This window comes from Blastomonas sp. CCH1-A6 (assembly GCF_001556365.1).
GTDB classification, from domain to species: Bacteria; Pseudomonadota; Alphaproteobacteria; order Sphingomonadales; family Sphingomonadaceae; genus Blastomonas; species Blastomonas ursincola.
The window spans coordinates 23,397-32,862 of sequence record NZ_LSIS01000479.1 but is presented as its reverse complement, the minus strand read 5'-3'; the positions used below and the strand labels follow the sequence as shown (position 1 = coordinate 32,862).

Genomic DNA, 9,466 nt, shown 5'->3' with positions numbered 1-9,466 from the left:
TCGTTGCCCCCCGCCAGCGACAGCTCGTCGAGCCCCTCGTCGCCCGAGACGATCAGCGAATGTTCGGTGCCCAGCATGTCGAGCGCCTCGGCATAGACATGCACATAGCCTGGCCGCGCGATTCCTATCAGCTGGCGGCGCACGCCTGCGGGATTGGCGAGCGGCCCCATCAGGTTGAAGATGGTGCGGCGGCCGATCTTCTGCCGGATCGGCTGGATGCGGCGCATTGCCGGGTGATGGTTGACCGCGAACAGGAAGCAGATGCCGATCTCGGCGAGCGACTGTTCGGCGCTGGCCCCCGCGGCGGCCATGTCCATGCCTAGCGCCTCGAGCGTGTCCGCCGCGCCCGCCTTGGACGAGGCGGCGCGGTTGCCGTGCTTGGCGACCGGCACGTCGCACGCGGCGACGACCAGCGACACCGCGGTCGAGACATTCAGCGTATGGTGGCCGTCGCCGCCGGTGCCGCAGACATCGATGGCATTGGCGGGCGCGGCGATCGGGATCACCCGGTCGCGCAAGGCCTGCGCGGCGGCGGCGATCTCGATCGCTGTCTCGCCGCGTTCGGATAGGGAGATCAGGAATTCGGCAATCGCCTCGTCGCTCACCGTGCCGTCGAGGATCGCGGCAAAGGCCTCAGCAGCGTCGTCGCGGCTCAGCGGATGGGCGGTATCGGGCAGCCGGGTCATGCGAGCAGATCTTCGCGCATCGGCTTCACCTCGAGCCCCGCCAGCGCCATGAAATTGGCGAGCATGCGGTGGCCATGTTCGGTGGCGATGCTTTCGGGGTGGAACTGCACGCCATGGATCGGCAGCGTGGCATGGCGGAAGCCCATGACATGCGAGGTCTCGCCCGCCCGGGCCTCGACGCGCGCATTGACGATCATCTCTGGCGGCAGGCTCGCTTCGGGCACCACCAGCGAATGGTAGCGCGTGGCGAGAAAGGGCGAGGGCAGGCCCTGGAACAGCCCGGTGTCGTCGTGCACCACGGGCGAGGTCTTGCCGTGCATCAGGCCGCCGCGCACGACCTCGCCACCGAAATGCTGGCCGATCGACTGATGCCCCAGGCACACGCCGAGCAGCGGCTTTCCGGCATCGGCACAGGCCGCGACCAGATCGAGCGAAATGCCTGCCTCGTTGGGCGTGCATGGGCCGGGCGAGATCAGGAAGGCCTGCGCATTGGTCGCCAGCGCCTCGCGCGCGCTCAAGGCATCGTTGCGCTCGACCCGCACGTCCGCACCCAGCTCCATCAGATAATGGACCAGATTGTAGGTGAAGCTGTCGTAATTATCGATGACGAGGATCATTGCCCGTATCCCGGTTCGCTGGCGAGGCGCAACGCTTCGCGTGCGGCGGCGAACAGGGCGCCCGCTTTGGCCTCGCATTCGCGCTGTTCATAGTCGGTGACGCTATCGGCGACGATGCCGGCACCCGCCTGGACGTGCATGGTGCCGTCACGAACGATGGCGGTGCGCAGCACGATGCAGCTGTCGACCGATCCGTCGGGCGCGAAATAGCCGACGCCGCCGGCATAGGCCCCGCGTGTCTCGGGCTCCAGCGACGCGATGATTTCGCACGCGCGCACCTTGGGCGCGCCGCTGACGGTACCGGCAGGGAAGCCCGCGAACAGCGCGTCGATCGCGTCATGGCTCGGCTCCAGCGCGCCAACGACGTTGCTGACGATGTGCATCACATGGCTGTACTGTTCGACCGTGAAGCTGTCGGTGACGCGCACCGTGCCTGCCGCCGCGACGCGGCCGACATCGTTGCGGCCCAGATCGAGCAGCATCTGGTGCTCGGCCAGTTCCTTGGGATCGGCGAGCAGGCTCTGCCGGTTTTCCAGGTCCTCCGCCGGGGTCTTGCCGCGCGGACGGGTTCCCGCGATCGGGCGGATGGTCACCTTGCCATCGCGCACCCGCACCAGGATCTCGGGGCTCGATCCGATCAGCGCCAGGCCAGGCAGGTCGAGGAAATAGAGAAAGGGCGAGGGGTTCACCCGGCGCAGCGCGCGGTAGAGCTCGATCGGCGGCAGCGCGAACGGCGCGGTGAAGCGCTGGGCGAGCACGACCTGGAAGATGTCGCCCGCCTCGATATAGTCCTTGGCCTTGAGCACCATCTCGCCATATCGGCCTGGCGCGAGCACGGGCTGCGGCGTCAGGCTTTCCGGATCGAGCGAGGCATCGCGCACGGTGGCAGGCAGCGGCGCGTGCAGCGCGCGTTCGGCCGCATCGAGCCGTTCTTCGGCCGCAGCGATCGCCTGCTCGGGATCGCCGCTGCCGGCCCAGATCGGCGCGATCAGGAACAGTTCGTCTTTCAGACGGTCGAAGATCAGCAGCACGGTGGGGCGTACGAACAGCATGTCGGGCAGCGTCAGGTCCGATTGCGGCGCGCGCGGCAGCTTCTCGACCAGACCGATCGTCTCATAGCCGAAATAGCCCACCAGAAAGGCGAGTGCGCGCGGCAGTTCGGGCGGCACGTCCATCCGGCAGGTCTCGGCAAGGCCACGCAGCGCATTGAGCGAACCTGTATCGCAGTGCGCGAAGGCCGCGCGATCAGTCGCCCAGTGCGGGTTGATCTCGGCGGCATTGCCCGAGGCGCGGAACACCAGATCGGGCGCCAGGCCGACAAAGCTGTGCCGCGCGCGTGTTTCGCCGCCCTCGACCGATTCGAGCAGGAAGTCACCGCGCTCGCGCTCGATCAGCTTCAAGGCTGCCGAAACTGGCGTTTCGGTATCGGCGATCCGCCGCCGCCAGATCAGGCTCGACCGGCCATCGGCCAGCGCCTCGGCGGCCTGTGTGCGGTTCTGGCTGGAAGGGCCCGCCATCAATTTTCCCGATTACGGCCGGTCAGCTGGTCCTTCACCCGCTTGATGGCTTCCGGATTGCGCTTCACATTGGCTTCGACCTTGAGCGCCGCCAGCAGCTGCCGACCATATTCGTCGGCCATCACCTGGCCAAGCTGCTGCTGCGTCGCGGCCATCAGCTCGGGGACCTTGCTCGCATCGCCGCGATTGATCTTCGACAGATGCACGATGAACCAGCCGGTGCGGTTGGGCCCTTCGAGCACCTTGGTGGTGCCTTCGGCCATGCTGAACAGCAGCGCCACAGGCGGTGGCACGCGGCCCTGCTGCTGCATGATCGTCTGCCGGTTGGTACGGATCTGCTCGATATTGGGCAGGCGCATGCTGGCTCCGGCGACCGCCTTTTCGAGCGCCGCAGGGGTGCGCGACGACTTGGCGATGCCGTCGGCCAGCTTGCGCGCAGAGGCGAGGCCCTGCGCCAGCGCCCAGTCGGCAGCGACACGCTGGCGGACGCTGGCGAGTGGCGGCGGTGCCGCGCGCTTGATCTCCTGCACTTCGAACACGGCGAATTCCTTGCCCTGCTGCACCTCGACCAGCTGCGGCTCGGCATCTTCCTCCAGTCCGAAGGCTACGGGCAGCATCGCCTGATAGGCGCCTGTCGGCGCGAAATCGGGCCTGCCCGGCGCCTGGCCATTGGCGAGCATTTCCGGACTGACCTGCAGCTCGAGCTTTTCGTCCTTGGCGATATCGGCAAGCGAGGCACCATCGGCGATCCGGTCTTCGAGATTGGCGGTGAAATCAGCGACCGTCTGGCGCAGCTTTTCCTGCGCGATCTCGTTTTCGAGCAGGTTGCGCACCTGCTCGACCGAACGTCCTGCAATCGCGCTGACGCTGTCGACCCGCACGACATGCCAGCCCAGCGGCGAACGTGCGGGCGCGGCAACCTTGCCTGCGGCGGTGGCGAACACGGCATTGGCGACGGCAGCAGAAGCGTTCTTGGTCAGTTCCTGCTTCGACTGGAGACCAAGGTCGATCGGCGCTAGCCCGGCTTCCTTCGCGGCGGCGGCCATGCTGGCACCACCGTTGATCTTCGCGGCGATCGCCTTTGCGGCGGCCTCGGTCGGCACGATCAGCTGTTCGACATCGCGCTTCTCGGTCGCGGCAAATTCGGCCGAACGCTTCTTGTACAGGGCCGCGATCTCGGCGTCGCTGACCTTGACCTGGTCGCGAAAGCGGTCGGTGGTGAAGGTGGCAAAGCGCAGGATGCGGCGCTCCGGAATGCGGTAGCGCGCGGCATTGGCGGCATAGAATTTCTGCAGCTGGTCATTGGTCGGCGCGGTCTTGGGCGCGAAGGCGGCCGACGGGACAAAGGCGATCTGGCCTTCGCGACCTTCCAGGATCAGCCCGGCATAAGGCAGCGCCATCTGCCGCGACAGCTTGGCGCCGAATGTCGCGGGCAGCAGCAGCTGGTCGCCCAGCAGGCTGCGGCGGATATCTTCGCGCACGCGCGCTTCGGTCAGACCCTGCTGGGCGAGCGCATTGCGGAACAGCGTCTCGTCGAACCGTCCATCCGCGCCCTTGAACGCCTGGATCCCCGCGATCTCGCTGTCGACCAGACGCTTGCTCGCGCCCAGGCCGATGCTGGCGGCGAATTCAGCCGAGGCATAGCTGCCGATCATCTCTTCCAGCACGCCGTCGATGCCGCCCTGCGCATCGAACGAGGCCATGTCGAGCTGCGGGTTGCGCTGGCGGAACTGCTGGAAGGCGTTGGTGACGGTGGTCGAGAACTCGCCGGTGCCGATTTCCTCGCCGCCGATCTGGGCGACGCTTTCGTTGCCCACTCCGCCAAAGCTCGCGCCGCCGGTGACATCGGACGCCGCAAAGGCGACCGCGATCAGCGCGAGAAAGATCAGGCTGACGACAACCCCGATCTTGGAATTGAAGAAGGAACGGAAAAAGGTGATCATCGGTCGGTCCGCCAAAGCGCCGGGCGTGCGATGACCCGGCCTCGTGAAAATGCGGGCTGGCTTTAGGGGGCTTTGCCGCGCGCTTCAACCCTTGGCGCCGCTGTACCAGCTGTAAACTGCGCGTGGCCTGAGTGGCCATGCCGTGGCTGGCCAAGCGGCTCGCGATTTGCTAGCCGCGCGCCCCACAGCATAAACACAATGGGGAAGACAGCATCGTGGCCAGCACAGCATCTTATATCGTCGGCAACTGGAAGATGAACGGTAGCGCGGCCGATGTCGCGGTGCTGCAGGCGATCGCCGAGGCCGCCGCAGCAAACGGCCATGTCGATGTCGGCATCTGCCCGCCTGCAACGCTGATCGCGGCCTTTGCCGCCGCTGCGGGCAAGGTGCAGATCGGCGCGCAGGATTGCCATGCCAAGGCTTCGGGCGCGCATACCGGCAATCTGTCCGCCGCGATGATCCGCGAGGCGGGTGCGACCTGTTCGATCGTCGGCCATTCCGAGCGCCGCGCCGACCAGGGCGAGACCGATGCCGATGTCGCTGCCAAGGCCGAGGCGCTGCACGCTGCCGGCATGGGCGCGATCCTGTGCGTCGGCGAGACGCTGGAGGAACGCGATTCCGGCAATGCTATTGCCATCGTCACCGCGCAGCTGGCGGCGTCGCTGCCGGCATCGGCGAGCGGCGATTGGCTTTCGGTCGCGTACGAGCCGGTCTGGGCGATCGGCACGGGACGCGTGCCGGTGGCCGAGGATATCGCCGCGATGCATGCGGCGCTGCGCGCGACGCTGGTCGCGAAGCTGGGCGAGGCGGGCCAGGGCGTGCGCATTCTCTACGGCGGATCGGTCAACCCGGCCAATGCAGCCGAAATTCTGGCCATTGCCGATGTCGGCGGCGCGCTGGTCGGCGGAGCCAGCCTCAAGGCAGAGACCTTCATCCCGATCATCGAGGCCGCACCGCGCTAATCGGACCTTGGCGCGTCGAAGGCGGAGCCGCCGCGCCGGTTGCGCTGGCGCGGCCTAATCGCCCTGCCGCGCCGGTTGCGCTGGCGCGGCCTAATCGCTATGTGCGCGCCAATCCTGAAATTCATTTGCTGGGTCTGACCGTTCATGTCGTCGATTTTCCTGTTCATCACCATCGTGCAGACGCTGATTGCAGCGGCTCTGGTGGGTGTCATCCTCATGCAGCGTTCCGAAGGGGGTGGTCTGGGCGTCGGTGGCAATCCCAATGGCCTCATGTCGGCGCGTGGCGCCGGTGACCTGCTCACCCGCTCGACCGCGATCCTGGCAACGCTGTTCGTGCTGCTGAGCATCGCACTGGCGGTGATGGCGGCGAACATGCACTCGGTGGGCGATATCGATACCTCGCTCAAGCGCGGTACCCCCGCCCCGATCAGCGATCCGCTCACAGCGCCTGCTCCGGCAGCCCCTGCGGCGCCCGCCAATGGCGATCCGCTGTCGGCGGCCGGCGCGCCGGCTGCAGCGCCCGCGACGGAGGCACCTGCTGCGGCTCCGGCCCAGGGCGACGCTCCCGCCAACTGAAATTGAGGCGGGTCGGGGAGAAATCCCCGGCTGTTCACAGATTTTTGTCTTTCCTGCGGATTCGCGCGCTTGTCAGTCTTGCGCGCGAACCGCTAACGGGTTTCTCCCATGGCGCGTTATATTTTCATCACCGGCGGCGTGGTTTCCTCTCTTGGCAAGGGCCTGATGGCCGCAAGCCTGGGCGCTCTGCTGCAGGCACGCGGGTACCGCGTGCGCATCCGCAAGTTCGATCCCTATCTCAATGTCGATCCGGGCACGATGTCGCCCTATCAGCACGGCGAGGTGTACGTCACCGATGACGGCGCGGAGACCGATCTCGACCTTGGCCATTACGAGCGCTTCACCGGCGTGTCGGCGCGCCAGTCGGACAATGTGACCTCGGGCCGCATCTATCAGACGATCATCCAGCGCGAGCGGCGCGGCGATTATCTCGGCGCCACGGTGCAGGTCATCCCGCACGTGACCGATGCGATCAAGGAATTCGCCCAGGCCGAAACCGATGATCTCGACTTCGTGCTGTGCGAGATCGGCGGCACCGTCGGCGATATCGAATCGCTGCCGTTCATCGAGGCGATCCGCCAGCTGCGCAACGAGATCGGCCGCGAGAACACCCTGTTCGTGCACGTCACCCTGGTGCCCTATATCGCGGCGGCGGGCGAGCTGAAGACCAAGCCCACGCAGCACAGCGTGCGAGAGCTCACCTCGCTGGGCATCCAGCCCGACATCCTGCTGTGCCGCTGTGAAAAGCCGCTGCCCGATTCCGAGCGCGCCAAGATCGCGCAGTTCTGCAACGTCCGCAAGGAAGCGGTCATCCCCGCGCTCGACGCCCGCAGCATCTATGCCGTGCCGATGCAGTATCACCGCGAAGGGCTGGACAGCGAAGTGCTGCGCGCCTTCGGCATCACCGATGCGCGCGAACCCGACCTTTCGCGCTGGGTCGATATCATGGAGCGCCATGAGCATCCCGAGGGCGAGGTGACGATCGGCGTGGTCGGCAAATATGTCGGCCTGCAGGATGCCTACAAGTCGCTGCACGAGGCACTGGTGCACGGCGGCCTCGCGAACCGGGTCAAGGTGCATGTCAAATGGCTCGATGCCGAGCTGTTCGAAAAGCTGCCCGACGACGAGCTGGCGGCCGTGCTCGAGCCGATGCACGGCATTCTGGTGCCCGGTGGTTTCGGTGAGCGCGGCAGCGAGGGCAAGATTTCCTCGGTTCGTTTCGCGCGCGAACGCAACGTCCCGTTCTTCGGCATCTGTCTGGGTATGCAGATGGCGTGCATTGAGGCGGCGCGGAACACCTCCGGCATCACTGCAGCTTCGACCACCGAATTTGGCGAGACGGACGAACCGATCGTCGGCCTGATCACCGAATGGATGAGCGAATCCGGTCTGCAGAAGCGCAGCGCCGAGGGCGATCTGGGCGGCACCATGCGGCTGGGCGCGTTTCCGGCCAAGCTATCGGGCAACAGCCGTGTGCGCGGCATCTACGGCACCGATATGATCAGCGAACGCCACCGCCATCGCTACGAGGTCAACACGGCCTATCACGAGCGGCTGGAACAGGGCGGACTGGTCTTTTCCGGCATGTCGCCCGACGGCGTCCTGCCCGAGATCGTCGAGCGGCCCGATCACAGCTGGTTCGTCGGGGTGCAATACCATCCCGAGCTCAAGAGCAAGCCATTCGATCCGCATCCGCTCTTCGCCAGCTTCATCGAGGCCGCGGTCGCGCAGAGCAGGCTGGTCTGACCCAGGGCAATATCGGTTAACCCGAGGGGGCCGCGCGGTTGACATCCGTTAACCGCTTGACCCTCTTGGCGCAATTTTCCTGCGTGTTGCCCCAATTTACCACATACTGTAATGCCCATTTTACTCTATTTGACGGTGTTGTGCGGTGGCGCACAGCGGCGTAAAACGATTCGGGCAAAAGCACATCTGTCGGCGGCGACAGGGACGGCCGCAGCGAGATGCTCGGCAAGGACAAAGCCGACAGAAAGGAAGGGACAAGGGGCAATCATGCACGCGAACGAGCTTGCCGCGCTGTTGGCCAGCCACAGCCTGTTCGCCGATTGCGACAATGACGAGCTGTCGGACATCATCCTGCGCGGGCATTTCGTCCGCTACCGCAAGGGGCAGGAGCTGATGGGGCAGGGGGATGATGGCGACAATCTGCTGATCATCCTGACCGGATTTGCCCGGGTGAGCATGGTGGCGAGCAACGGTCACGAGATCGTGCTCGATTATGCCGAGCCCGGCTATGTCATTGGCGAGATCGCGTTTCTGGATGGCGGACCGCGCACGGCCTCGATCGAGGCGCTGACCGAAGTGACCGCGCTTTCGCTGTCGCGGCCGGCCTTCGACGAGATTGCCGAGCGGCACGTGTCGATGCCGCGACGGATGCTCAGGGTCATGGCCAAGCGGCTGCGCCAGGCGAACGACGTGATCGAGGCGGACCGGGCCTTTACCTCCGGACCCAGGCTGGCGCGCTATCTGCTGCGCTTGATGGTTTCGGGCGCGAAGGAGGGCAAGCTCAAGCTGGACCTCAGCCAGAGCGAGCTCGGCACATTCGCGGGATTGTCACGCGAGCAGATTAATCGCCAGCTTTCCGCCTGGTCTGATGCGGGGCTGATCGAGCTCGAACAGGGACGCGTGAAGATTATCGATCGCGACACGCTGCTGGAGATTTCCGAAGCGGCCTGAACGATCGGCTAGGTGAGTTTTCGAGTTTTCCGGGGCAGGGCCAGGTTATTGCGACCCGGCCTGACCCTGCCGCCGGAAAAACCCCCGCGCCCTACGGGCGCGGGGTCCCAGTTCAGATTTTCTCCGGTGGGCGGTGCGGTAAATGCGACCCGGCCAATCCGGCCTAAGGAGAAAGCAGCGTCCTGAGCGGGCGCGGGGGGCGGGCTCGCAAGGGTCCGCCCTCTTTTTATTGCGAGCGGATGGCGATCCTATGGCCGCTCAGTCTGAGCCTGTCGAAGGCCCCGCGCACTAGGATCGAATGATAACCACGTCACCCCCGCGAAGGCGGGGGGGGCCGCTTCTGGCGAAAGTGAAGATGAAATAGCGGGATTCCTGCCTTCGCGGGAATGACGACCGAATCTGGTCAACCCTGGGCGCGGAGCCTTCGACTGGCTCAGGCTGAGCGGATGTGGCTGGCAAGGCAGGTCG

8 protein-coding genes are annotated in these 9,466 nt (G+C 65.9%); 4 read left to right on the top strand and 4 right to left on the bottom strand.

Features of this window, described 5'->3' with window-relative positions; all coding sequences use genetic code 11:
• The 4 genes from trpD to AX735_RS21445 form a co-directional block, all read right to left on the bottom strand.
• A partial coding sequence (gene trpD, locus AX735_RS21460) for an anthranilate phosphoribosyltransferase (RefSeq protein WP_066284624.1) occupies nt 1-686 on the bottom strand: 686 nt, incomplete at its 3' end.
• A complete protein-coding gene (locus AX735_RS21455; protein ID WP_066284621.1) occupies nt 683-1,303 on the bottom strand; it encodes an anthranilate synthase component II in 621 nt (206 codons plus the stop codon). The genes AX735_RS21455 and trpD, both read right to left, overlap by 4 nt.
• Nucleotides 1,300-2,820: an anthranilate synthase component I family protein gene (locus AX735_RS21450; RefSeq protein WP_066284617.1), complete on the bottom strand. Its 1,521-nt coding sequence runs from the start codon at nt 2,818-2,820 to the stop codon at nt 1,300-1,302. Before AX735_RS21450 ends, AX735_RS21455 begins: the two co-directional genes overlap by 4 nt.
• The gene (locus tag AX735_RS21445; RefSeq protein WP_066284615.1) at nt 2,820-4,763 is read right to left on the bottom strand and encodes a peptidylprolyl isomerase; all 1,944 of its coding nucleotides are present in this window, start codon (nt 4,761-4,763) and stop codon (nt 2,820-2,822) included. The genes AX735_RS21450 and AX735_RS21445 overlap by 1 nt, the downstream gene beginning before the upstream one ends.
• A 215-nt stretch (nt 4,764-4,978) precedes the next feature.
• On the opposite strand from AX735_RS21445, the gene tpiA reads away from it, so the two are divergent.
• The 4 genes from tpiA to AX735_RS21425 all read left to right on the top strand — a co-directional run bounded on the left by tpiA (nt 4,979) and on the right by AX735_RS21425 (nt 8,998).
• A complete protein-coding gene (gene tpiA / locus AX735_RS21440) occupies nt 4,979-5,725 on the top strand; it encodes a triose-phosphate isomerase (RefSeq protein ID WP_082751245.1) in 747 nt (248 codons plus the stop codon).
• Nucleotides 5,726-5,878: 153 nt separating this feature from the next.
• Nucleotides 5,879-6,301 carry a preprotein translocase subunit SecG gene (secG, locus tag AX735_RS21435; RefSeq protein WP_066284634.1) on the top strand — a complete coding sequence of 141 codons (423 nt, stop codon included), beginning with the start codon at nt 5,879-5,881 and terminating at the stop codon, nt 6,299-6,301.
• 108 nt (nt 6,302-6,409) lie between these two features.
• On the top strand, nt 6,410-8,047 hold the full coding sequence (locus tag AX735_RS21430; RefSeq protein ID WP_066284613.1) for a CTP synthase: 1,638 nt from the start codon (nt 6,410-6,412) through the stop codon (nt 8,045-8,047).
• Nucleotides 8,048-8,314: 267 nt separating this feature from the next.
• Complete coding sequence (locus AX735_RS21425) at nt 8,315-8,998, top strand: Crp/Fnr family transcriptional regulator (protein WP_066284611.1); 684 nt, start codon at nt 8,315-8,317, stop codon at nt 8,996-8,998.
• The last annotated feature ends 468 nt before the right edge of the window (nt 8,999-9,466 follow it).

Coding starts and splice junctions, on each gene's coding strand:
- AX735_RS21445 (WP_066284615.1), bottom strand. CDS start 4,763: ATGATCACCTTTTTCCGTTCCTTCTTCAATTCCAAGATCGGGGTTGTC.
- AX735_RS21450 (WP_066284617.1), bottom strand. CDS start 2,820: ATGGCGGGCCCTTCCAGCCAGAACCGCACACAGGCCGCCGAGGCGCTG.
- AX735_RS21455 (WP_066284621.1), bottom strand. CDS start 1,303: ATGATCCTCGTCATCGATAATTACGACAGCTTCACCTACAATCTGGTC.
- AX735_RS21430 (WP_066284613.1), top strand. CDS start 6,410: ATGGCGCGTTATATTTTCATCACCGGCGGCGTGGTTTCCTCTCTTGGC.
- AX735_RS21425 (WP_066284611.1), top strand. CDS start 8,315: ATGCACGCGAACGAGCTTGCCGCGCTGTTGGCCAGCCACAGCCTGTTC.